This is a genomic window from Bacteroides muris (ex Fokt et al. 2023) (assembly GCF_024704895.1).
In the GTDB taxonomy this organism is placed as follows: domain Bacteria; phylum Bacteroidota; class Bacteroidia; order Bacteroidales; family Bacteroidaceae; genus Bacteroides; species Bacteroides muris.
Window position 1 is genome coordinate 1 of record NZ_JAMZEE010000019.1, and the last position, 23,477, is coordinate 23,477.

The following is a 23,477-nucleotide window of genomic DNA, read 5'->3' on the forward strand; positions in this document are numbered from 1 at the left end:
TTCGGGGAAGACGACTCGTAGTAACTTATGTAGGGGGCGATTAGAATTCATGGGATTGATATTGCTTAATTTAACCGCAAAGATAATTCACTTTCGCGTATTAACATAATATACCCACAGGGTTTTCGGACTGATCCCATGTTCCAAAACAATGCATTATCCGGATTATTGATGTTGATTGGAATCTTTTTGAATTCATGGCAAATGGGGCTATTGGCTGTAAGTAGCAACATAATAAGTACGTTGACAGCCCTTATCTCAGGACTTCACTACCCCTTTTATCCTTTCTGTATGGATGCTGTTGGGATTGTGCAGTTGGCTGATGCCTGACATGCTACTCGTCTCTGATACAGAAACACCCGCTTCTTCCTCCATAAATTACTTACAATGTTTCAATATGGGTATAGGCCAGGTGATGTTTCAAGGAAACATGATGACCGGACTATTTTTCCTTGCAGGCATTCTCGTGAATTCCCGGAATGCAGCAGTATATACCATATTGGGAGCACTTCCCCCTCCTCCTAGCCATATTATTGGGAGTGGATTCCAAAGCTTTGAATATGGGTCTGATGGGATATAATGGCGCATTGTGTGCCCTTGCTTTAGGAGGTAAAAGCTGGATGAGCTGTATATGGGCTGTATGTTCCGTTTTACTCTCTGTTGTATTGCAAATTGTGGGAATGAATTGGGGAATTATTACATTGACCGCACCTTTCGTTCTCTCCGTATGGCTGACAATGGGAATAAAAATCTCTATCTCTTTTTCAAATTAGGCAGAAAGCAAGCCACTAACCCCAACAAAGGCATAAAAGCGCATACATTATAAACAGCCTCGATACCATATTTATCAGCCATACCTCCCAACACAGCCGAAGCGATACCGGCAATTCCAAAAGCGAAACCAAAGAACAATCCGGAAATCAAACCCAACTTATTGGGTAGCAATTCCTGGGCGTACAGCAATATGGCAGGAAAAGCGGAAGAAAGCATCAGACCGACACAGAAACTCAGCACTACCGTCCATGCAAGCCCTACATGAGGCATCATCATACTGAATGGAGCCGTTCCAAGAATGGAAGCCCAGATAACATACTTACGTCCGACCCTATCACCTACGGGACCTCCCACCAATGTTCCGATGGCAGTGGCCACCAGAAAGACAAACAAAAAGAACTGTGAGTCTTGAACAATGACACCAAATTTATGAATCAGATAGAATGTATAGTAGCTCGTCAAACTTGCCATATAGATATATTTGGAGAAGATAAGTATCAGCAAAATACTTATGGACAACACCGTCATCCTTGAAGAAAGGGGACGTTCTATCTTTCCTGCCACAAACATCGGGCTTTTCTTGATGTGGTTCAAGTAGGAACGAAACCAACGGCATATAGGAATCATTACCACGATAGCAATCAAGGCAAAAGCCGTGAAAAAGGCAATGTATCTCCTCCCGTAAGGAGCTACCAGCAAAGCCACCAGCAACGGTCCAAGTGAGCCTCCCAAATTCCCACCCACCTGAAACAGAGACTGCGCCAGTCCGCGTTTTCCGCCGGAAGCCAGAAAGGCAATGCGCGATGCCTCTGGATGGAGTACAGACGAACCGATACCCACAATGAATACCGAAGCCAGCAACCAATACAGATTAGTAGCAAAAGCCAGATTCATGATACCGACCAAAGTAAAGCCCATACCTATCGGCAATGACCAGGCAATGGGGCGCTTATCAAAGAACAATCCCATTAGAGGCTGAAACACGGACGCCGACATCTGATACACTAACGTAATCAGACCAATCTGGACAAAACTCAAGGATAAATCCTCCTTGAACAAAGGGTATACCGCCGAAATGACTGATTGCAGCATATCGTTCAAGCAATGCGAAATACTCAATGCTATAAGAATTGGAAAAGCAATTCTACGGATAGTAGGCCTCTGATTCTGTATCATCTTATATTGTCTATTACAAAAACGGTGCAAAGGTACGTAAAAAACACATATCCAATCCACATTTAGACAAAACTCCCCGATTCCCTGCGCAGTTCAGCCGAGAATCGGGGAGTTTTATCTTTACCGGTTATCTTTATCAGTTCAGCAATCCCGGATTGGCTTCTGTCGCCTCTTTCGGAATGGCCAATGTATAACGAGCATCATCTTCTTCGAGTACATAACGCGTACCGCCAAGCACTTTCTCCAAACGCGGACGGGTGGAACGACGAAGGTCAAACCAGCGATGTCCTTCAAAAGCAAGTTCACGGGCACGTTCATCTAATATTTCCTGTACCAACGCTTCCTTATTCATGGCATTGACAACAACGATTTTCGCTTCGTAGGCCTCCGGTGCATAACGTTTCCGCATCAGTTCCAGCAGGCGGGTACGTGCCTGAGGCAGTTGTCCAAGTTGGGCGGCAGCCTCGGCAGCCGTCAGATATATTTCACCTACACGGAAAGTACACAAGTAGTTATTGCTTCCCGCCTTCTTATTCTTCCGAAAACCTTTTTCATCCGTTTCAGCAAAATATTTGTTCAGCCGAAGGTCGTTCTCAGCATAAAGGGAGAGAAAAACCGGAGTAGCTAGAGCAGCCCCATTGATTGTACTGCTCAGAGGTGTCTCCAGTGGAGTAATATTTTCCACGGAATTATAACTGTTAGGAAGAGTTGCAGCGGCATCATTCAAATCTACCAATACAGACTTCACAGCAAGCACTGCCTCAGCAGCATCCCAAGCCGCCTGCCACTCGCCCTTGTAAAGGGATACGCGTGACTGAAACGCCTCTACCGAAGCCGCATTGAAACGATATGAATATCTCTGCTCCCATTCTGCCTTCGTGACCAGTTTGCGTGCCTCATCAATATCTGCTTGGATGGAAGCATAAACTTCTTCCACTGTATTGCGTTTCAAGACTTTCTCCAAATCCGTATCTAATTTCAGCGGCACTGATTTGGTATCCAAAGCTCCTTCCTTAGTATAGGGCTGTCCATAAAGATTTACCAATAAGAAATGTACATAAGCACGGAGCATATACGCTTCTCCTACAAGCTGATTAATCTCTTCCTCAGTGCCTTCCTTAATATCACTTCTGCTCTCAATAACATGATTGGCAATAAAAAGCACATTGTAATACTTGGCCCATTCAAACGATGAGGTATAGGCATTGGGAGCAAGGTCGTTCCAGCGCTCTATATCCATATAATAGTTCTGGTCGTATTCATTGTCACGCACCTGCATCTCGTCGGAACGGAAACAAGCCATTCCCCGGTCACTGAATTTACTCACGTCCTTATAAGAACGGGCAAGCAACGCTCTGTACTCAGCCAAAGAATTGGGAATGACACTACCGGTAGGCTGTATATCCAGGTAGTTGTCGCATGCCGCAAGCAGAAGCATGCAGGCCATTATCATCAGACTTATTGTTTTCTTCATTTTCTTTCTGCTTTTGAAGTTAGAAATTCAAGTTCAAACTGAATGTAACCGATTTGGGTACGGGAGTCGCATAAGGGTTGTACATCGACTCCGGATCCATGTAGTTATTATATCCCGAACCGAATACAAAGAGATTACGTCCCTCTACCGATACTGTTGCCGAGTTCATCCCCAGACGCTTTGTCAGGAGTTCAGGGATACGGTAGCCCAGACGCAGATTCTGCAAACGCACGTAGTTCAACTTCTTCACCCAAATGTCCAAGTCCCTCCAGATGGGTTTGGCATCATACCAGGAATACTCCTCCGGGTTGGAAGCGCTTGTCATAAACGCCGGGAACTCAGTATCCGGATTCTCCGGTGTCCAGCGGTTCAAGACATCGCGGTTATAGTTCTTACCATAGTCAGGATTGATGATTTGATACGTGGGCTGTGTGCGTACATACCCGCCAAATGTCAAAGAGAAATTGACATTCAGTTCCCAGTTCTTATAGCTGAAGGTATTAATCAAACCTCCCGTATAAGGAGCATCGCTACTTCCGATATACGAGTAGAAGGTTCTCTCTTCGGCTGCAGTGACATCGGAAGAGGCAATGCCTATCCCCCACTCGTCCTTCAGGCGGTAGAGTTCCTTCAAGGTCACTTTCTCCCCTTCCGGGTTATAGAACATCATGTTACCGGTTTCCTTATCCACACCCGCAGTCTTCAAGGCGAAGATTGCTCCTACGGGATAGCCTTCACGACCCGGAGTGGTCTGCTGCTCTGGTATGTTTTCCTGTAGCACCTTATTGCCGTTATAAGCAAAATTGAAATTCGTGTACCAGGAGAAGTTCTTCGTCGTTATGTTACGGGTAGACAAACTGATTTCCACACCTTTGTTTTCCATACTTGCCCAGTTGACGTTCATGGAAGTAAAGCCCGTCTCTAAAGGAAGCATGCGCAGAGCTATCAAGTCGGTACCCTTACGGTAATAATAGTCCACGCTCAGGTTGATGGCTTGGTTCAATACAGAAAAATCAAAGCCGGCATTAACCGATTGCGTCTTTTCCCAACGTAATTTCTTGTTAGGAGCGGAATTAATGACAATCATGTCTTCCGACACACCGGGCAGAATGCTTTCCGACCGGTAGGTGCCCAGCAGGAACGGAGAGGTATTCTTGTCAATGTTCCCCTGCAAACCGTAGGATGCACGGAACACCAAGTTATCCACCCACTTGGCCTGCTGCATAAACGGTTCTTGTGACAGACGCCACAAGGCACTGACAGAATAAAGAGGAAGATAGCGGTACTTCTTATCCACACCGAAAAGATCGGAACCGTCAAAACGGATACTTCCTCCCACCGTGTAGCGATTCAATAAAGAGTAAGAGGCCGTAGAGTAGAAAGATACATAAGCATTCTCCTTATACGTCGTCTGATGGAGCGGGAAAGACGTGGCGTAACTTTCGTTGGGAAAAATCACCGGTTTGGTCGTCAACGTCTTGCGGTCGAAGCCATACCCTGCCGAGAACAAGGTTTCATACCAGGTCTTGCGCAGCTCGGTACCCGCCATCACTTCCAGTTCATGAATATCATTGAAGCTGTCGCGATATTCTCCCATCGCCTTCCAAGTAATCTGTGAATTGGAGTTCTCATAAGACTTCTGCATACCTCCTTCGGGCAGGAAGTGTTTGGTTTCTCCGCCCTGGGAGTATTCGCTCAACTTATAGTAATAGCGCATGGCATAGCTTTCCCAGTCCGCTATTTCTTCTCTGGAAGTCTTTTCCAACTGATAGCCAAACTGGGAAGTCAGTTTCCACTTGTCATTGAACCGTAGCTCTGCATCAAATATAGATGAAAAAGAATTCACCACGCTTTCATTGGACGTGTTCTGCCGTTCTTCAAAGATGTTGAATCCTAAATCCTTATCTGTGTTGTTCTGAATATCGTAGTCGTAATTATAGTTGCCATTCTTGTCATAAAGTTCAAAATACGGATTAGCCTTGCGTGAATAGAACACGGGATTCGACATACCGTATGCATCTGTCAAGTAATTGGTATTTTTGCGACGGTTGGCAAACATGGAGGCACCCACTTTCAGTATACTGTTCACCTTATAGGAAGTCTTTCCTACCAAGTTGAAACGGTCCATACCCACACCGTCCACATTTCCATCCTCTTTATAATAGCCGAAAGAGGTATAATACGTAACCCTTTCCGTACCGCCGGAAAGGCTCAAGTTATATTCCTGGCTGAAAGCATCGCGAAAAAGGATATCTCCCCAGTTTGTATTAACACTCTTCAAACGGTTGATGGCAGCTTGTGTATCACTGCTCAAGGCATCCCATCCTCCATTCTGAAAAGCAGACAACTCATTGTAATTGGAAAGAATATTATATACGCCTCCTTTATGATTGTCCGGAGAATAGTTATCACGGATTATATCCATTTCCAATCCTACTTTCTCCGCTGAGTTCAGCAAGTTCAACCGGTCAAGGCTCAATGTAGGAGTATAGGCAAACCGGGACGAGAAACTGATAACCGGTTTACCGACCTTCCCTTTCTTTGTTGTAATCACAATGACGCCATTGGCTGCCCTCGCACCATAGATGGCAGTGGCTGCCGCATCCTTCAGGATGGTGATATTCTCAATATCTGCCGGATTCAAGCCTGCAATGGAAGATTGCTTCATGTTGGTGATGTCATTCAGCTCATCCGGTTCGGGAACATCCGTTCCCTCCAAAGGAATGCCGTCCAGCACCCACAAAGGGTCTTGTGTACCATTCAATGAAGCGGTACCGCGAATGCGTATCTTTGCCGGAGCACCCGGAGCACCGGAAGTCGGGCTGACAGAAAGTCCGGCAATTTGTCCGGCAAGTGCCTGGTCGATACTTTTTACCGCACCGATGGTCTCGTCCGATATATCCAGTTTGGATACCGCTGCCGTCAGCTTGCGGCGCTCCACTGTCTGGTAACCCGTCACAACAACGGCATCGAGCATTTGGGAAGATGCATGAAGTGTTATTTCATAATGTTCCTTTCCCGGAACAAGCTTCACTTCCAATACGTCATATCCCACGTAGCTACAAAAGAAACGGGTTATCCCCGCAGGTATAGCGATAGAGAACTGACCATCCACATCAGTGATGACCCCCATTGTAGTCTGAGCACTCCCCGCTTTTTTCAAGTCTTCCGCAGTCACATAAACGGAAGCACCGATAAGCGGTAGGTTATCCTCTGAAGATATTACTACGCCCCGGACTTTTTTCTCTGCAGCAAAAGCAGATGACAAAGCTCCTACAAGGCATAGCAAAACGATTAATACACGTTTTTTCATGCGTTACATATAAAATTAAATTAATACTCAAAATTAGGGATTAAGGGTTAGTTACTAACGATTTATCGCTAATCCCTAATCGCTAGCCCTTAATCCCCAGTGCCGTATTGATACGCAAAATCAAATCCTTATAATGATATTTAGTAGCTATATCCGATGTACCCAAACGGCTCTGAAGCAGTTCCTTGATGCGGAGCAACTCGCCACGCTTCACTGAAATGACATCCGATACGCGGTTTATCTGCGAACCGTAGAAGTTCAGTTCGCGGTGGGCACCCATACGGTCGGCATCCAAGGTCTTACCGGCATGCTCGTCACAACTGCAAAGGGCAGTCTGATGGTCTAGCAAGAAGTGGTTGTCCATCAGTTTTTTGTTTATTTTCACTCCTTCGCTTTCGGCAGCTGCTGTAATCAGTGCATCTACGAAGTTCTTCTGCAAGGCGCGTGTCATGACGTCCGGCAAGGCACCGCGTTCCGTAGTGGCAAAGATGTTGCGATGCAGGCCATCCATCAGCTCTACTACCGTGAAAGCCTTTTTGCCGTTCACCGATTCGTTCTCCAACATACGCATCAGGCGGTTGTTGCCCAGCAAATCCCAAAGAATATAGGATTGAGCATTCTTCAGCACTTGTGTCGGTGCATTCTCCACTACGCCCAGCGGAGTGTTACGCAGCAAGTAGGTGTACTCTCCCACTTCCGTGTCGAACAGCCATTTGGGATAGGTCAGCACTTCGTCCAGCAGAAACTTCAAGGCTGCTTGCTGCTTCTCTTTTTCTACGAAGGTGTAGGTTTTCTGTCCGTCGCCCACAACGGTGTTTTCTATATAGATACCGCCAATGTTTGCCAATACATGATAAAGATAATTGTTCCATTGGTTGATAACCGCATAGTATAAGCGGGAAGCTTCTTCATAAGTCTGTCCCTTCTCGCCGGTAGTAGTCCATTGGATGATTTGAGGAACAATACGCTTCAAGTTCTCAATGCCCAGCAGAGACGAGCGGACAGCATCATCTCCCAAATCTTCATTCTGCGCACGCGGGTCTACTGCATCACGTACATCCTGCGCCTCACTATATTTATATAAACGGTCTGCATGACGGCTCAGGAAGTCGGCAAGCAAATCCTTCTCTGCCCCTGGGGTTTCTTTACCATACCAACGATAGCCGTATTCTATGGCAAACATATCATACGGACCGATATGGGGAGAAAGCGCCGTAACACCGTCACCCGGCTGTGACACATAGTTGAAACGTGCATAGTCCATGATAGAGGAGGAAGTGGTATTCATACAGTCCGTAAATGTTCTGGAACGCAGGGAATCTGTCGGAAAAGTCCAGGAAGCAATCATATTGTGACGCAAGCCCAGCGAGTGACCCACTTCATGGCATGCCACAAAACGCATGGCATCACCCATCAGTTCATCCGGCAGCCTTACTCCTCTTGCTTCGGGACGTACGACACCGGTTTGCACTGTAATCCATTCCTGAAGCATGCCCAGCACATTATGCCACCACATGATGTCCGCTTCCAATATCTCACCCGAACGGGGGTCGAGGATAGAGGGACCCATGGCATTGGCTTTGGTGGAGGCGGCATAGGTCAGCACGGAGTAGTTCACGTCATCCTTATCCACATTCATGCTGTCCGTCAACTCCCTTGCAACGATGGCATTCTTGAATCCGGCACGTTCAAAAGCAGCCTGCCAATCCTCGATTCCCTGCTTGATATATTTCCGCCAACGATAGGGAGTGGAGTTCTCAATGTAGAACACAATCGGTTTGGCCGGTTCCACCAATTCACCGCGAAGGTAACGCTCCCGGTCTTCTGGTTTCGGTTCCAGACGCCAGCGAGTGATGAACGGTTTCTTGTCTACACGCTGCTGACCGTCACTGTAATTCAATAACGGATTGGTAAAATAACCTACACGCGGACTATCCAGACGTCCCATCATCGGTTTCTCCGGCAACAGCAACAGAGAGGAACTGACTTCGACCGTAACAAACACAGTCGTTGTTCCCTCGGTCACCTTAGTAGTCAGTTCGGAAGTAGCTACCACATTGTTCTCAAAAGCTTTGATAGATAAAATGCGGGAGAGATTCTTGATGGCTGAAGTTCCCAGGTTGATATTCGTAAAGACATTATTGATACTCGTATCCGTACCATCATAAATATCGTTGACCTTGACCACTATCATGGTAGAGTCGTTATTGAATGCCTCTATCTTGAAGCCGGCTATCAGCGGAGAAATATAATTATCTAGTACAGACTGCCGTATGGCATCCTCATCCGGTGCCAACGGAAGCGGACGACTCTGACGTACCAACAGCTTGTTGGCAGCCTTGTCCAATTCAAAACGCACCATCTGATTTTCGTAATTCGTACCACGGTTTACACCCGCCTCATTCAGTTCGGAAGGAACACGCTGCAATTTATTTACTACCAGCATATCACGTCCCAGCAGCCTTGCCGGCACTTCAAAGTAATAATCGCTCTTCTTCTGGTAAACATTGAACATTCCCTTGCAGGCAATAGCACCGGAACCTGTCAATTTCTCATAGTCGCTCTTGGATTGAACGCTGTCCTTGGCTTCACTCTTCTTTTTCTTACGGAACCATCCCATAGCTTCGGGAGAAGCAAAATCAGATGTACCGGCATACAACAATACGGCAGGCTCACACATGAGTACTCCCGCAACTGCCACGACTGGCAGGATTGTCTTCAATTTCATCAATTCAAACTCTAACTTTAATGCAACAATAGTCCGTTAACTCTCTCTGACGTATGTTAATAAATACCAACCGCCAGTCTGTTCCACCTCCATAGAACGGTAAACGGGGCGCAAAGATAGTAAAAGTATATTTTAAAAGTCACTAAACAACGCTCATTTATGTTTTTCCATAAACAATATGAAGACTTTTACATATATATCACTTTTTCTCCTATCCTCTATCATTTCTTCTTCACATAAGATTTTGTACCATTGATACCAAATTATCTTCCCCAAGTGGAGGCAAAACAATGATAATATTGTATCTTTGCACCGTTTTTAACTTAGAAAATAAATAAGATAACAACAATATGATAGCTAAAATCAATCAGCTTCTGCAGGAAGTAGAGGCGCTGAAAGCCGCTAACGCCGAGGAATTAGAGGCACTCCGCATCAAGTACCTCAGTAAAAAAGGAGCCATCAATGACTTGATGGCAGATTTCCGCAATGTAGCCGCCGAACAGAAAAAAGAGGTGGGTATGCGCTTGAACGAACTGAAAAACAAAGCACAAGAAAAGATTGCCGCTTTGAAAGAACAGTTCGAAAGCCAAGATACCGGCTGTGACGATATTGACTTGACCCGTTCAGCCTACCCGGTAGAATTAGGAACCCGCCATCCGCTCTCCATCGTGAGAAACGAAATCATTGATATATTTGCCCGTATGGGATTTAACATTGCCGATGGACCGGAAATGGAAGACGACTGGCACGTATTCTCCTCCATGAATTTTGCCGAAGACCATCCGGCACGCGACATGCAGGATACATTCTTCATCGAAAATGATACAGAAAACGTATCACACAGCATCATTCTTCGTACACACACTTCCAGCGTGCAAAGCCGTGTTATGGAGACTACACAGCCTCCTATCCGCGTACTTTGTCCGGGACGTGTATACCGTAATGAAGCCATCAGCTACCGCGCACACGCATTCTTCCACCAAGTAGAAGCCTTATACGTAGATCGCAATGTGTCTTTCACTGACTTGAAGCAGGCCTTATTGCTCTTTGCTCAAGAGATGTTCGGCAGTGACACCAAGATTCGTCTACGTCCTTCCTATTTCCCCTTCACAGAGCCGAGTGCCGAAATGGATATCAGCTGCAACATCTGCGGCGGCAAGGGCTGTCCTTTCTGCAAGCATACGGGTTGGGTAGAAATTCTGGGATGCGGTATGGTAGATCCGAATGTATTGGAGCTGAACGGAATAGACAGCAAAGTGTATAGCGGATATGCCCTGGGTATGGGTATCGAACGCATCACCAACTTAAAATACCAGGTGAAAGATCTTCGTATGTTCTCTGAAAATGACACACGCTTCTTGAAAGAATTCGAGAGTGCTTACTAAATATAGTGAATAACGGTTAGTGATTAGTGATTAATAAGTTGCGCATTCTCAGCATATCATTAATCACCCATCACTAACCACTCATCGCTAACCACTATTTTTCGCTATGGCAAAAGACAAACTTGTAACCTCCGGCTATTGCCTTATCCTGGCTGCCAATTTCCTTTTGTATTTTGCCTTTTATCTGATACTACCGGTTCTTCCATTCTACCTGACTGAGGTATTCCATACCGGAAATGCAGCAGTAGGTGTCATCTTGTCATGCTACACCATTGCCTCGCTCTGCATACGCCCGTTTTCGGGATACCTGCTCGACACACTGGCCCGCAAGCCTCTTTATCTGGTGGCATATTTCATCTTTATCACCATTTTCGCAGGTTACATGTTGGCGGGAGTCCTATCCATATTCATTATGTTGCGGGTTGTCCACGGCCTTGCATTTGGAATGGTTACTGTAGCAGGAAATACAATTGTGATTGACATTACCCCTTCATCCCGTCGCGGCGAAGCCGTAGGATATTATGGACTGATGAACAATACAGCCATGAGCTTCGGTCCAATGATTGGCCTTTTCATGCATGACATATATTCTTTTGAAACGATTTTCACCTGCTCGCTCATATCGGGAACTATCGGTTTTGTTGCCGCATGCCTCGTCAAGACCCCACCCAAACAACCCGTCAAACGAGAACCTATCTCATTGGACCGCTTTGTGCTCCTGAAAGGTATCCCGGCAGGAATCGCACTGCTCTTGCTTTCCATACCATATGGCATGACAAGTACTTATGTAGCCATGTATGCCAAAGAAATAGGAATTACCTTGAATTCCGGATTGTTCTTTACTTTTATGGCCGTCGGCATGGCAGTGTCCCGTATGTTCTCCGGCAGACAAGTGGATAAGGGACGTATCACCCAAGTCATAACTTTAGGGTTGTATCTAGTATGTAGCTGTTTCTTCATATTGTCCACCTGCGGACTATTGATGAAGACCGTCCCGGAACTGACAAACATATTGTTTTTTATGGTTGCCCTCCTATTAGGAGTAGGCTTCGGGACAATGTTCCCCGCCTTCAATACGCTGTTCGTAAACCTGGCTCCCAACAACCAGCGCGGAACAGCAACCTCTACCTACCTGACTTCATGGGATGTAGGCATTGGCATAGGTCTGACAGCAGGAGGTTATATCGCACAGATTACCTCCTTCGATATGGCATATTTTTTCGGAGCTTGCCTCACGGTTATCTCCATCTTTTATTTCAACCTGAAAGTATCTCCTCACTATCATAAAAACAAATTAAGATGAGAAAGAAAGAACGTTATGAAAAAATCCTTGCTTGGTTCAGGGAGAACGTTCCCGTAGCCGAAACAGAGTTGCATTATGACAATCCGTTCGAACTGTTGATAGCGGTTATTCTCTCTGCACAGTGTACGGACAAACGCGTCAATATGATTACCCCTGCCCTTTACCGGGACTTCCCTACTCCCGAAGCACTCGCTGCTACTACTCCCGACGTGGTATACGAGTATATCCGCAGCGTGTCCTATCCCAACAACAAGGCCAAACACCTTGTAGGCATGGCTCAAATGCTGGTGAAAGACTTTCACAGTGAGGTCCCCAATACTCTTGAAGAACTGGTAAGACTACCCGGTGTAGGCCGCAAAACAGCCAATGTCATCCAATCTGTCGTTTTCAATAAAGCGGCTATGGCAGTAGATACACACGTGTTCCGGGTCAGCCACCGCCTAGGTCTCGTATCTGATAAATGTACAACTCCGTTCAGTGTCGAAAAAGAATTGGTAAAACATATACCGGAAACAGACATCCCCATAGCTCACCATTGGCTTATCCTGCACGGTCGATATGTATGCCAAGCGCGTACTCCCCAATGTGATAACTGCGGTTTGCAATTAATGTGCAAATATTACTGCCAGAAATATAAAGTTAGCAAAGAGAGCGGCAAAGATAAAGAATAAACAACGGTTTAATAGCAAAAAAAAGAAATAAATACTAACTTTGCGCTCACAAAAAAGAAATTAATAACACTTTTAAATAATATAGAATATTATGACAATTGATCAATTTAACTTTGCCGGGAAAAAGGCATTTGTCCGTGTGGACTTCAACGTGCCCTTGGACGAAAACTTCAACATTACAGATGATACCCGTATGCGTGCCGCTCTTCCTACATTGAAGAAGATTTTGGCCGATAACGGTAGTGTAATTATCGGTTCTCACCTCGGTCGTCCGAAAGGTCCTGCTGACAAGTTCTCTTTGAAGCACATTCTGAAGCATCTCGAAGAGTTGTTGGGTGTTGAGGTGCAATTTGCTAACGATTGCATGGGTGAAGAAGCTGCAGTAAAGGCTGCTGCTCTGCAACCGGGTGAAGTATTGCTGCTCGAGAACCTCCGTTTCTACGCTGAAGAGGAAGGCAAACCCCGCGGTTTGGCTGAAGATGCTACAGACGAAGAAAAGAAAGCTGCCAAAGCAGCTGTTAAAGAAAGCCAGAAAGAATTCACCAAGAAATTGGCTTCCTATGCAGATTGCTATGTAAACGACGCATTCGGTACCGCTCACCGTGCACATGCTTCTACTGCATTGATTGCTAAATATTTCGACAAGGACAACAAGATGTTCGGTTACTTGATGGAAAAAGAAGTAAAAGCTGTTGATAAAGTTTTGAACGATATCCAACGTCCGTTTACTGCCATCATGGGTGGTTCCAAGGTTTCTTCTAAGATTGAAATCATTGAAAACCTGCTGAACAAGGTAGACAACCTGATTATTGCCGGTGGTATGACTTATACTTTCACCAAAGCTATGGGTGGCAAGATTGGTATTTCTATCTGCGAAGATGACAAACTGGATTTAGCTCTTGACCTGATGAAGAAAGCAAAAGAAAAAGGTGTAAACCTTGTTTTAGCTGTTGATGCCAAGATTGCCGATTCTTTCTCCAACGATGCCAACACCAAGTTCTGCCCGGTTAACGAAATTCCTGATGGATGGGAAGGTCTTGATATCGGTTCTGAGACTGAAAAGATTTTTGCAGATGTCATCAAGAACTCCAAGACTATCCTTTGGAACGGCCCGACGGGGGTATTCGAATTCGAGAACTTTACTCACGGTTCACGTGCTGTAGGCGAAGCTATCGTAGAAGCTACCAAAAACGGTGCTTTCTCACTCGTAGGCGGCGGTGACTCTGTTGCTTGTGTCAACAAGTTCGGCTTGGCAAGCGGTGTATCTTACGTATCTACTGGTGGTGGTGCATTGCTCGAAGCAATCGAAGGAAAAGTTCTTCCGGGTATCGCTGCAATCAACGAATAAAAATAAGTAAAGCACATATAAAGCTGCACTTAATTTTCGGAAAACACAAACCGAACATTTGAGTGCAGCTCTTCTTTTTGTCTTATTATATCTATTAATAATGAAAATCACAAAGAAAAACATCATACTACTATTAGCCTTGATGCTGACTACACTTGCCCATGCACAGGCTTCCATTGGAGAAAAAGCAAAGAAAGACTTGATACAAAAAACGTCCTTCGGTGGCTACGTCATAGGAAAAGCAACAATCACCGACCAAGACTTGGATGCAAGCACCAAAAGCCATACAGACTTTGACATAAGATTAGTACGCGCCTATGTGGACGGTAAAGTTCTGGATTTTAAATATAAACTACAATTAGAGCTGAACGGCAAACCGGGAGACTACGCTAACGAAAAAGGTGTGCGCATTGTGGATGCCTGGGCGGAATGGCAAAAGTACAAATTCTTTTATGTACGCTTCGGACAATTCAAACGCGCCTTCACCTTCGAGAACCCCATGAACCCGTGGGACATTGGTTTCGGTGCCTATTCCCAACTCATCACCAAACTGGCAGGCATGAGCGACCGCGTAGGCGAGCATTCCAGCAACGGACGTGACTTGGGGCTTCAATTCCAAGGCGACTTTCTGCCCATAGGTAATAACAGGCACAACTTCGTCCACTATCAGGTAGGTGTCTACAACGGGCAAGGCATCAACCATAAGGACGAGAACCGTTCCAAGGATATCATCGGAGGAGTCTATGTCCATCCCGTCAAGGAGCTTGCCGTCGGAGTATTCGGCTGGACAGGCGACTATACGAAAAACGGAATCACCGTCGACCGCAACCGCATGGCATTCGGTCTGAAGTATGAGTCGGCATGGACCGTACGCGCCGAATATGCCACTAGTGAAGGACACAAAATAACCGACTATGACAGTAACGGCATCCTGAAAGAGGGCACCTCGGACAAAGCAGACGCCTGGTACGTAATGATAGGCGCTCCACTCAGTCCTAAATTGAAAGTTTATGCAAAATGGGATGTATACAGAGACAAGAAAGAGTGGAGTTCGCAAAAGGCACTTTATTGCCTTGCCGCCAACTACTATTTCTATAAAAACCTAAAAATACAGGCAAACTACACTTACACGAACAACAGAAGTACCGCCAATGACGGCCATTACAACACTTTTGACTTGCAGCTCTACTGGCGTTTCTAAACAGAGTTTCACGTATAAAATAAATAATCATTCAATAACCATTTAACCCCAATACCATGTATAAAATATTCAAAGGTTTTCATTTAGTGGAAGCCTATCAAGAACTTAAGAAAGCTAAGCGTTTGGCAGAAGACCGAACTGTATCCAGAGTTATCAAGCTCATTATCGCCAGCTCGATCGCTCTGGTGCTGTGGATTCTTCCCATCAGCGCCTTTGGAGTGGAAGGCCTGACCTTAATTGAACAACGACTGATTTCCATATTCGTCTTTGCCACCTTGATGTGGGTATTCGAAGCTGTACCGGCATGGACTACTTCCGTACTGATTGTGGTGTTACTGCTGTTAACCGTTTCTGACAGCAGCCTATGGTTCTTCAGGCAAGGCTACTCTCCCGAAGAATTGGGACAGACAGTAAAGTACAAATCCATCATGCACTGTTTTGCCGACCCCATCATCATGCTGTTCATCGGCGGATTCATTCTGGCGATTGCCGCCACGAAGAGTGGTCTGGACGTGCTGTTGGCGCGAGTAATGCTAAAACCCTTCGGTACACAGTCGCGCTACGTACTGTTAGGCTTTATCTTAGTGACTGCCTTCTTCTCCATGTTCCTCAGCAACACAGCCACCGCTGCTATGATGCTTACCTTCCTCACCCCGGTATTGAAAGCGCTTCCCGCTGACGGAAAAGGGAAAATAGGCCTGGCACTCGCCATTCCGGTAGCAGCCAACGTGGGTGGTATGGGAACCCCTATCGGCACACCGCCCAATGCCATTGCCTTGAAATACCTGAACGACCCCGAAGGTTTGAACATGAATATCGGCTTCGGTGAATGGATGAGCTTTATGATGCCTTATACCATCATCGTGCTGTTTATCGCCTGGTTCATTCTTCTACGCCTGTTCCCTTTCAAGCAGAAGACCATTCAACTGCAGATAGAAGGCGAAGCCCAAAAAGACTGGCGCTCTATCGTGGTCTATATCACCTTTGCCATTACCGTACTGTTATGGATGTCCGACAAGTTTACCGGCGTCAATTCCAATGTAGTAGCCATGATTCCGGTAGCGGTATTTTGTATTACTGGAGTCATTACGAAACGAGACCTTGAAGAAATCAGTTGGAGCGTACTCTGGATGGTTGCCGGCGGATTCGCTTTAGGCGTGGCATTGAATGAAACCGGACTGGCCAAACACATGATTGAGGCTATCCCCTTCAACACATGGTCGCCTATCGTAATGATTGTAGGTTCAGGGCTTATCTGCTATGCCATGGCAAACTTCATCTCGCACACGGCTACTGCCGCCTTGCTCGTCCCCATCCTTGCCATTGCCGGTATCAGTATGCGCGATACGCTTCAACCCATGGGAGGAGTACTCACCTTATTGGTAGGCGTGGCTCTCGGTTCATCCCTTGCAATGGTGTTACCCATCAGTACCCCGCCCAATGCACTGGCGCATGCCACAGGCATGATTAAACAAAAAGACATGGAAAAAGTAGGTCTCATTATGGGAGCCATCGGCTTGATACTGGGATATGCCATGCTGATTTTACTGGGCTCAAGCGGACTGCTGTAAGGCAGCTTTTTGAATGGTTTCTCAAAAAGGAATTCTATTTTTGGTATTCTTTTTGTACTTTTGTGAAGTATACCTTCTTAAAGATACAAATTTATGAACGAGAAAACCATACAAGAGCAATATCTGCATATCATTGCCCTGCTAAAGCAACAACGGTTGAAAGAGGCTCAGTCGCAACTGGAATCCTTCTTATGGAACAGTGGAAACTGGGCTCTCCGCAACCGCTTGGAACAAGTGCAAACATCCTACCGGTATATGCTGCAATACATGCGCCAAGGAATAAACGACCCTGCACGGCAGAAACTCTACTGCCAAATACAGACCGAGACTTGGGAAATCGCTGACCAAGCCCGTCTATCCCTGCTTGACGGGGTTTCCACACACTACTACCATTCCCTGCGCAATAACCGCGAACGCCTTCCAAAAGAATACAACATTGCCACCCTACAGAAGGTATTGGAGTCTTTCCCCGATGACTTAGCCGTCTGCCAGCTGATGCCAGACAACCAAGGCCTGGATGCCATACTGCAACGGCACGAACAAACCGCCCAAGTCCTTTTCCTCTCCACATGGAGTAACAGCAACTGGTCTACAGAAGCAGAACAGCAGGCCAAAGGATTATTGGAATCAGAAATGCTTCCCGTCAATGACTTATGCTTGTTTACCGGCGCTGTCATGCTCAGTCTGATAGAATGCTTTGACGCCCACAAATTCTCATGGTTGCTGGATGCCTTCACACATGCCAATACGCAAGTAAACCAACGGGCTCTGGTGGGAATTGCTTTCACTCTTCTTGTTCATCCTACCCGCTTGCAGCTCTATCCCGAACTGACAGCCCGCCTTTCCCTGCTCAATGAGGACGGCAGTTTCGGCAAGCAACTGAACCGCATTTACATCGAACTGCTCCGCAGTCAGGAAACAGAAAAGATAAACAAGAAAATGCGTGAGGAAATCATACCGGAGATGATGAGGAACGTGAACATCATGCGCAATATGAAATTCGGCTTCGAAGAGAATCCCGATGAGAATGACCTTAACCCGGATTGGGAGAAAGCCTTTGAAAGTTCCGGGCTGGAAGATAAGATAAGGGAAATGAACGAACTGCAACTGGAAGGCGCCGATGTCTACATGAGTACGTTTTCCCAGCTCAAGACTTATCCGTTCTTCAAGGAGCCACACAACTGGTTCTATCCGTTCGACATGCACCACTCCAGCATCATCAAGGAATTCGGATTCAAGCCTACCGGAGACAATGCCATACTCTCCCTCATCCTCCAATCCGGTTTCTTCTGCAATAGCGACAAGTATTCCCTCTGCTTCATAATGGCACATATACCGCAATCACAGCGTACGATGATGCTCAGCCAGATGACTTCCCAAAATTTGGATGCGCTCATGGACGAAAGCAAATCCTCTGCCCTGCAACAATATGCCGAACGGCCGGATGTCATCAGCAACCAGTATATCCACGACTTATACCGTTTCTTCAAGTTGAGCCAACGCAGACACGAGTTCCGCGACATCTTCAAAGAGGAGATAGCCCTACACCGCATCCCGGTACTCAAAGAGACTCTGTGCAAACCGGGTTTGCTGGTTGCCATTGCCGACTTCCACTTCCGCAAAGAGCATCCGACAGAAGCATTGGAACTTTACAAAGAATTGATAGCCCTGAAGCAGGCAGATGCCAACATTTATCAAAAAGCAGGCTATTGCCTGCAAAAAGAAAAGCGGTACAAGGAGGCGATAGCCGCTTACCTGAAAGCCGATGTCCTGAAACCCGACCATGTCTGGACAATCCGCCATCTCGCTACTTGCTACCGACAGACAAAAGACTTTACATCCGCATTGGAATACTACAAGAAGGTAGAGGCAATCCAGCCTGAAAACCATAATGTCCTTTTCTACGCCGGAAGCTGTCTTGCCGAACAAGAAAGATATGAAGAGGCACTGCAATACTTCTTCAAGCTGGATTTCATCGAAAGTAATTGCATCAAGGCATGGCGTGCTATAGGTTGGTGCTCGTTTGTCAACGGCAAACATGAACAAGCAATGAAGTATTACGAAAAGATACTTGCCTCCAAGCCGCTCGCGGCAGACTATCTCAATGCCGGACATGTTTCCTGGAGAACGGGCAACATAGAAAAGGCCGCCGAACTTTACAGTAAAGCAGCCTTGGAATATGGCGGGCAGGATATTTTCAGAGAAATGTTCTGCAAAGACAAAGAAATGCTCATCAAGCAAGGACTCGACGAAAAAGACATTCCTTTGATAATGGACTTGATTTAAACAGTCAGCAACTCCCTGTACAGCCTTTGTACGGGGAGTCCCATTATGTTATAGTAGCTTCCGGATATATTTTCCACTCCGATGAACCCGATCCACTCTTGCACGCCGTAGGCTCCTGCCTTATCCATAGGATGATATTTATCCACATAGCAGGCAATTTCTTCTTCACTCAATCCGGCAAAACGCACTTCGGTTGCTGCGGCAAAGCTGCGCTGCCACCCGGCAGTAGTGATACAGACACCGGTAAACACTTCATGGGTACGTCCGGACATGTCACGCAGCATTTGCATGGCATCCTCCCTATCCCCGGGCTTCCCAAGCACCCGTCCATCCAGCCAGACAATGGTATCTGCTGTAATCATCAGCTCACCCGGCTGCATCATGTTCCGATAGGCATCCGCTTTTTTCTTAGATATGTAGAGGGGAATTTCTGCCCCTTTCAATGCCTCCGGATAGGACTCGTCCACATCCGGCAAAGTCCTTACTTCATATTCCACTCCCAAACCTGCCAGCAATTCTTTCCTTCGCGGAGAGTTAGAAGCAAGAATCACCTTATATTTCTTCAGATTATCTAACATATTACCAATTATTTGACAAATACAGAGACACATTTAAAACAGGAGAGACACGTGCTTCGAATAGTGAAAACTCTGTATCTCTGTGCCTCTGCATACAATTATTACCAGCCGAAAGCCTTTTCATCAGCCATCCAGAGCCCTTGCACCTTCAAGACCTGCTCCACGATGTCGCGACCGCAACCATACCCGCCTTCTGCATACGAAATATAGCGGGCTACCGCCTTCACCTCAGGAACAGCATCCTTCGGGCAACACGGCAAACCGCACTCATGCATCACTTCAATGTCCGGAATATCATCGCCTACATACAATATTTCCTCGTCCTTCAAGCCATGACGGTCACGAAAATCACAGTAATCATGTATTTTAACAGACGATCCCATGTAAATATTTTCATCAGCAAAGCCCAAAGCCGTAAAACGTTTGCGAACAGCTTCCGTACGTCCACCGGTGATGATGCCCAGCAACACCCCCTGCTTGGCTGCCAGATGCAAAGAATAGCCATCTTTTATGTTGACCGTACGCAGAGGTTCTCCTTCCGAGCTCATGGGAATGACATTGGCACTCAGCACGCCGTCCACATCAAAAACGAGAGCCTTTATCTTTTTCAAATCATAGTTTATAGTACTCATTGCACTTTTTTTATTATTTCGTTATAACACTTATACACAATAGGATACGAATTTCACAATCTTTCAAGCGCCGGCATTTATGGTTTCAATACAAGAAACTGTCAGTGCCAATATAAGAAACTGCCGATATCAATACAAGAAACTGTTGGTGTCAAGTATTGAAACCGACGGTGTCAATGTGGCACACTTTTCCCACTCTGTAGACGACGGACTACTTCGTTGCCATCCGATGTATATTCTCGCTAATCTCCCGATATAGTTCCAGCATTTGCGGCTCATCGGCAAGCATCCGCAGATGCTCGTCAATGACATTCTCATCATAGCGCACAGCCGGTCCTGTCTGTGCGGCAAGCGGTTCCAGCTCATGCACCTTGCGGGCCGTCTCGTCTATCAAGGGGAGCATTGCCTCGAACGGCAACCCGTACTTTTTCAGCAGTTCAGCAGCCAACACATACATGTGATTGGTAAAATTGCACGTAAACACAGCCGCCAGATGCAAACTTTTGCGCTGCTCAGAACTTGCTTCATACACTTTTTCCGATAGGGCCGAAGCAATATCCTTCAGAAGCTGCATATCCTCTTCCGAGTTGCTTTCCACAAAAAACGGTATCTGTCCAAAATCCACTTCACGCTGCTTACTGAAAGTCTGCATCGGATAAAGCACTCCATAACGTGCAATATGTCCCTGCCAAATATTCATAGGAATACTCCCGGCTGTATGCACCCATAAAGCATTCTCCTTTCCGGAAACAATTGCGGACAATAATTCTACAAAAGTCGCGTCCTTCAGCGAAACGATATAAAGTTGCGCCTCCTTCGTAACCGTCTGCAGTTCCGTGGTATATGCCGCCTCCACCGTCTGTGCCAACTCCTGCGCAGATTCTTTTGTACGGCTGTAGACCTGCACAATACGGAACCCTTTCCGATAAAAAGCCTTTGCCAGATTAGTAGCCAGATTCCCGGCACCGATAAAGGCAATAGACGTATCTTCTATACTTCTTCCCGCCATACGCTTATCTTGTTGCCAACCAATATAGAATAGCCCCTAATACCAGTAGTGCCAATGGCAACAGATAAGCCGACATCGTACCGAGTAAAGCCGTTATCAATCCGAAATTCAATATCAGCCATAAGCCAGTCAATACCAATCCCACCGACTTGTCATGCTTGAACAGCAAAAAAACCACTGCGGTATACAGCAGAAAATTATCCTTATTCATCACCCACGGCAAACCGATTGCGGAGAAATGCACCAATTTGTCTATCAAATAAAGAATGCCGAATACAATCAGTGTGATGGCAGTGGCCTTATATGTATCACGATTATTGTTTGCTTTTGCTGCACTCACTATTACTTTCCTCCATATTTATTGATATGTATCTTTTCCCACTGCAGATTGTCTTCGTTGAAAGGCTTGCGCTCCATCCCTTTATGGCCGATAGCAATGACACTGAGCACCTGCAGTTGCAAAGGAATATCCAGCATCTCGTGCACATACTCGCCAGAAGGCATACCAGAAGCCGTAAAACGTTCGCGCACCTGCACCCAGCAGCTTCCCAATCCCATATCTTCGGCCTGAAGTTGCAGGTAAATAGAGGCAATGGAAGCATCCTCTATCCACACATCGCTTGCCAGTGGGTCGGCAACGACCACTACTGCCAGTGCCACGTCGGCAATGAACTGCGATGCTTGCTCCTTGCAATATGACAGTTCCTTCAATTTATCCTTCTCGTCTACCACTATAAACTGCCATGCATTGCTACGCTTCGACGTGGGTGCCATCAAAGCAGCTTTCATCAAAGTGACGACTTGTTCTTGTGTCAATTCTTCTTCTGTAAACTTCCGCATGCTGCGGCGGGCTTTTATCAATTCACTGAAACTTTCCATAATGATTTAATGTGCAATATGCTAATGAGCCTATTGGCTGTGCAGTGTTTATGCTGCGCCATCACGCCGCAGGTCATTGGCACATTAGTACATTAACCGATTGGCACATTAACAATAATTTCTGCAAAGATACGAGATTATTTTTTAAATTTGCAGACCATGCCTTTGAAACTCACTACATATTACCGTGGGAGCACGGTTCCCGACCTGCCGGGTACCAACACCTTCCATTCCACAGAGTTGTTCCGAATCTATGAGGAAACTCCGGGGTATACCCCCATACTCATTGTAGCATCCGAAGATGACAAGCCCGTTGCGAAACTGCTTGCCGCCATACGTAAAAGTGTCCGCATGTTTCCCCCCGGCATCATCAAAAGATGTGAGGTGTACGGTACGGGAGAATATTTCGACAACGAGGCAGACAAAGAGACTATCTTCAGTGATATGTTGCAAAGACTTACCAATGAAGCATTGCGCGATTCTTTTCTCATCGAGTTCCGCAACCTGGAAAATGCCATGTTCGGCTACAAATCTTTCCGGGACAACCAATACATAGCCATCAATTGGCTGCGGGTGCGCAACTCACTGCACAGTGTCGAAAAGGTGGAAGAGCGTTTCAGCCCGTCACGCATCCGGCAAATAAAGAAAGGACTCAAAAACGGTGCCCAAGTGCGGGAAGCACGTACCAAAGAGGAAATTCTCTGTTTTGCCCATATGTTGCGTCACGTATATTCTTCCAAGATACGGCGCCACTTCCCCAGCATCAAGTTCTTTCAGCATCTCGAGAACCAGTTGACAAAAGGACAGCAAAGCAAAATCTTCATCGTTACTTATAAAGAAAAAATTATCGGTGGCAGTGCATGCATTTATTCGGATGATAGTGCCTATCTATGGTTCTCCGGAGGCATGCGCAAGACTTACGCCCTGCAATATCCGGGTATTCTTGCCGTATGGAAAGCACTGGATGATGCCAAACAACGCGGATACCGCCACTTGGAATTCATGGATGTGGGACTTCCCTTCCGTAAACATGGCTACCGTGAGTTCGTTCTCCGCTTTGGAGGAAAACAAAGCAGCACCCGACGCTGGTTCCGTTTCCGTTGGAACTGGCTGAATCGGGTGCTGATAAAGATGTATGAATAAAAAACG

17 protein-coding genes and 1 pseudogene are annotated in these 23,477 nt (G+C 46.2%); 9 read left to right on the top strand and 9 right to left on the bottom strand.

Translation table 11 applies throughout. The features are described from left to right. Positions 1–138 precede the first annotated feature (138 nt). A pseudogene (locus tag M1B78_RS09340) lies at positions 139–773 on the top strand (urea transporter). Here the strand turns inward: M1B78_RS09340 and M1B78_RS09345 are convergent. The 4 genes from M1B78_RS09345 to M1B78_RS09360 all read right to left on the bottom strand — a co-directional run bounded on the left by M1B78_RS09345 (position 754) and on the right by M1B78_RS09360 (position 9,465). Beyond that, positions 754–1,950, bottom strand: a complete 1,197-nt coding sequence (locus M1B78_RS09345; protein WP_257940508.1) for an MFS transporter — start codon at positions 1,948–1,950, stop codon at positions 754–756. The pseudogene M1B78_RS09340 and the gene M1B78_RS09345 sit on opposite strands and share 20 nt — an antisense overlap. 136 nt (positions 1,951–2,086) lie before the next feature. After that, complete coding sequence (locus M1B78_RS09350) at positions 2,087–3,424, bottom strand: RagB/SusD family nutrient uptake outer membrane protein (protein WP_257940509.1); 1,338 nt, start codon at positions 3,422–3,424, stop codon at positions 2,087–2,089. Positions 3,425–3,443: 19 nt separating this feature from the next. Then, entirely contained in the window at positions 3,444–6,737 is a 3,294-nt protein-coding gene (locus M1B78_RS09355) for a SusC/RagA family TonB-linked outer membrane protein (RefSeq protein WP_257940510.1), read from the bottom strand. 82 nt (positions 6,738–6,819) lie between these two features. After that, entirely contained in the window at positions 6,820–9,465 is a 2,646-nt protein-coding gene (locus M1B78_RS09360) for a zinc-dependent metalloprotease (protein ID WP_257940511.1), read from the bottom strand. Between the two features lie 350 nt (positions 9,466–9,815). Here M1B78_RS09360 and pheS point away from each other — a divergent pair, with 350 nt between their 5' ends. The 7 genes from pheS to M1B78_RS09395 all read left to right on the top strand — a co-directional run bounded on the left by pheS (position 9,816) and on the right by M1B78_RS09395 (position 19,230). Next, entirely contained in the window at positions 9,816–10,850 is a 1,035-nt protein-coding gene (gene pheS, locus M1B78_RS09365; RefSeq protein WP_016273196.1) for a phenylalanine--tRNA ligase subunit alpha, read from the top strand. A gap of 106 nt (positions 10,851–10,956) precedes the next feature. Next, positions 10,957–12,153, top strand: a complete 1,197-nt coding sequence (locus M1B78_RS09370; RefSeq protein ID WP_136010775.1) for an MFS transporter — start codon at positions 10,957–10,959, stop codon at positions 12,151–12,153. Next, complete coding sequence (nth, locus tag M1B78_RS09375) at positions 12,150–12,824, top strand: endonuclease III (protein ID WP_257940512.1); 675 nt, start codon at positions 12,150–12,152, stop codon at positions 12,822–12,824. Before M1B78_RS09370 ends, nth begins: the two co-directional genes overlap by 4 nt. An 88-nt stretch (positions 12,825–12,912) precedes the next feature. Continuing rightward, positions 12,913–14,172: a phosphoglycerate kinase gene (locus M1B78_RS09380; protein WP_257940537.1), complete on the top strand. Its 1,260-nt coding sequence runs from the start codon at positions 12,913–12,915 to the stop codon at positions 14,170–14,172. A gap of 100 nt (positions 14,173–14,272) precedes the next feature. Continuing rightward, entirely contained in the window at positions 14,273–15,373 is a 1,101-nt protein-coding gene (locus M1B78_RS09385; protein WP_136010778.1) for a porin, read from the top strand. 56 nt (positions 15,374–15,429) lie between these two features. Then, the gene (locus M1B78_RS09390) at positions 15,430–16,944 is read left to right on the top strand and encodes an SLC13 family permease (protein ID WP_136010779.1); all 1,515 of its coding nucleotides are present in this window, start codon (positions 15,430–15,432) and stop codon (positions 16,942–16,944) included. A gap of 93 nt (positions 16,945–17,037) precedes the next feature. Next, positions 17,038–19,230 carry a tetratricopeptide repeat protein gene (locus M1B78_RS09395; RefSeq protein WP_257940513.1) on the top strand — a complete coding sequence of 731 codons (2,193 nt, stop codon included), beginning with the start codon at positions 17,038–17,040 and terminating at the stop codon, positions 19,228–19,230. Here M1B78_RS09395 and M1B78_RS09400 read toward each other — a convergent pair. The 5 genes from M1B78_RS09400 to M1B78_RS09420 all read right to left on the bottom strand — a co-directional run bounded on the left by M1B78_RS09400 (position 19,227) and on the right by M1B78_RS09420 (position 22,328). Then, positions 19,227–19,808, bottom strand: a complete 582-nt coding sequence (locus M1B78_RS09400; RefSeq protein WP_257931456.1) for a Maf-like protein — start codon at positions 19,806–19,808, stop codon at positions 19,227–19,229. The genes M1B78_RS09395 and M1B78_RS09400 overlap by 4 nt on opposite strands. A gap of 101 nt (positions 19,809–19,909) precedes the next feature. Then, entirely contained in the window at positions 19,910–20,440 is a 531-nt protein-coding gene (locus tag M1B78_RS09405) for a KdsC family phosphatase (protein ID WP_136010782.1), read from the bottom strand. A gap of 211 nt (positions 20,441–20,651) precedes the next feature. Next, positions 20,652–21,449: a Rossmann-like and DUF2520 domain-containing protein gene (locus tag M1B78_RS09410; RefSeq protein WP_257940514.1), complete on the bottom strand. Its 798-nt coding sequence runs from the start codon at positions 21,447–21,449 to the stop codon at positions 20,652–20,654. A gap of 4 nt (positions 21,450–21,453) precedes the next feature. Further along, on the bottom strand, positions 21,454–21,789 hold the full coding sequence (locus M1B78_RS09415) for a hypothetical protein (RefSeq protein ID WP_136010784.1): 336 nt from the start codon (positions 21,787–21,789) through the stop codon (positions 21,454–21,456). Between the two features lie 2 nt (positions 21,790–21,791). Continuing rightward, positions 21,792–22,328 (bottom strand): nitroreductase family protein, encoded by a 537-nt coding sequence (locus tag M1B78_RS09420; RefSeq protein WP_257940515.1) that lies wholly within the window; start codon positions 22,326–22,328, stop codon positions 21,792–21,794. Between the two features lie 159 nt (positions 22,329–22,487). Here M1B78_RS09420 and M1B78_RS09425 point away from each other — a divergent pair, with 159 nt between their 5' ends. Continuing rightward, positions 22,488–23,471, top strand: a complete 984-nt coding sequence (locus M1B78_RS09425) for a GNAT family N-acetyltransferase (RefSeq protein WP_257940516.1) — start codon at positions 22,488–22,490, stop codon at positions 23,469–23,471. The last annotated feature ends 6 nt before the right edge of the window (positions 23,472–23,477 follow it).

Bases quoted from the DNA above. Each gene is read 5' to 3' on its own strand.
- M1B78_RS09345 (WP_257940508.1), bottom strand. From the start codon at position 1,950: ATGATACAGAATCAGAGGCCTACTATCCGTAGAATTGCTTTTCCAATT.
- M1B78_RS09350 (WP_257940509.1), bottom strand. From the start codon at position 3,424: ATGAAGAAAACAATAAGTCTGATGATAATGGCCTGCATGCTTCTGCTT.
- M1B78_RS09355 (WP_257940510.1), bottom strand. From the start codon at position 6,737: ATGAAAAAACGTGTATTAATCGTTTTGCTATGCCTTGTAGGAGCTTTG.
- M1B78_RS09360 (WP_257940511.1), bottom strand. From the start codon at position 9,465: ATGAAATTGAAGACAATCCTGCCAGTCGTGGCAGTTGCGGGAGTACTC.
- pheS (WP_016273196.1), top strand. From the start codon at position 9,816: ATGATAGCTAAAATCAATCAGCTTCTGCAGGAAGTAGAGGCGCTGAAA.
- M1B78_RS09370 (WP_136010775.1), top strand. From the start codon at position 10,957: ATGGCAAAAGACAAACTTGTAACCTCCGGCTATTGCCTTATCCTGGCT.
- nth (WP_257940512.1), top strand. From the start codon at position 12,150: ATGAGAAAGAAAGAACGTTATGAAAAAATCCTTGCTTGGTTCAGGGAG.
- M1B78_RS09385 (WP_136010778.1), top strand. From the start codon at position 14,273: ATGAAAATCACAAAGAAAAACATCATACTACTATTAGCCTTGATGCTG.
- M1B78_RS09390 (WP_136010779.1), top strand. From the start codon at position 15,430: ATGTATAAAATATTCAAAGGTTTTCATTTAGTGGAAGCCTATCAAGAA.
- M1B78_RS09395 (WP_257940513.1), top strand. From the start codon at position 17,038: ATGAACGAGAAAACCATACAAGAGCAATATCTGCATATCATTGCCCTG.
- M1B78_RS09400 (WP_257931456.1), bottom strand. From the start codon at position 19,808: ATGTTAGATAATCTGAAGAAATATAAGGTGATTCTTGCTTCTAACTCT.
- M1B78_RS09405 (WP_136010782.1), bottom strand. From the start codon at position 20,440: ATGAGTACTATAAACTATGATTTGAAAAAGATAAAGGCTCTCGTTTTT.
- M1B78_RS09410 (WP_257940514.1), bottom strand. From the start codon at position 21,449: ATGGCGGGAAGAAGTATAGAAGATACGTCTATTGCCTTTATCGGTGCC.
- M1B78_RS09420 (WP_257940515.1), bottom strand. From the start codon at position 22,328: ATGGAAAGTTTCAGTGAATTGATAAAAGCCCGCCGCAGCATGCGGAAG.
- M1B78_RS09425 (WP_257940516.1), top strand. From the start codon at position 22,488: ATGCCTTTGAAACTCACTACATATTACCGTGGGAGCACGGTTCCCGAC.